Source organism: Candidatus Hydrogenedentota bacterium, from assembly GCA_016791475.1.
Taxonomy (GTDB): Bacteria; Hydrogenedentota; Hydrogenedentia; order Hydrogenedentales; family JAEUWI01; genus JAEUWI01.
Genome location: JAEUWI010000192.1, coordinates 1 through 768, shown reverse-complemented (window position 1 = coordinate 768; position 768 = coordinate 1). Strand labels below are relative to the sequence as shown.

Sequence of the window (768 nt, the reverse complement as noted above, 5' to 3'; positions counted from 1 at the left end):
AACCAAACAGAGAATCAACGAGTTAAACTGATCGGGAATCGATGGTCGCGGCGACCGGCCGATAACGTCCCGTTCGATTTACATCGAACTCCGTGCGGCGCCAATCGGCGGTCACGGTTCATGAACTGGCAAGCCTCGAAGTTCATCTGGGGCGCAGGGCGAGGGCATTGCCGCTTGCAGATGTTTCCGCACCGTCCGCCGATCCAGATTGGCGCGGCGGGCGACTTCCTCGTAGTTGCCGCAATTCCGATAGAGCAGGGCGCAGTAACCGGCCAGCAGGCTGCGGGCGTCCAGCATCCCGGCCTGTGCCTGCTGCCAAAAGTCGGTTTCGGTTGCCGGTTCGCCCTGATAGCGCCCCGTCAGCAGGATGCGCCGCACCGCCTGCTCCAGTTCCCGCACGTTGCCCGGCCAGCGATAATCCGCCGGCAGGTCGCGGCGGAGCGCGGTCAGCACCAGGTCGGCGGCTTCCGGGCTGGCCGCCCCGAACAGGCGCGCCACCAGCGCTCGCACCAGCAACTCCAGTTCGGCGGGAGTCTCCGCCAAACGCTGGCGCAAGGGCGGCACGGTGATGGCATCGGAACACAGCCGGTAGAAAAAATCCTCGCGGAATTTGCCCTGTTGGCGCAGTTCCACCAGCGATTGATGGGTGGCCGCGATGATCCGCCCGGAAAAGCGTTGCGATTTGTGGCTGCCGACGGGAGTGAACCCCCGCTCCTGCAACACCCGCAATAGCTTGATCTGCACGCCGAGACTCGCGTCGCCGATCTC

Annotated in this window: 1 protein-coding gene; it reads right to left on the bottom strand. The window is 64.5% G+C overall.

Annotation, left to right across the window (positions count from 1 at the left end):
• Window positions 1-111 precede the first annotated feature (111 nt).
• Window positions 112-768: sigma 54-interacting transcriptional regulator (locus tag JNK74_28640; GenBank protein ID MBL7650153.1), on the bottom strand; the 657-nt coding region annotated here is incomplete at its 5' end.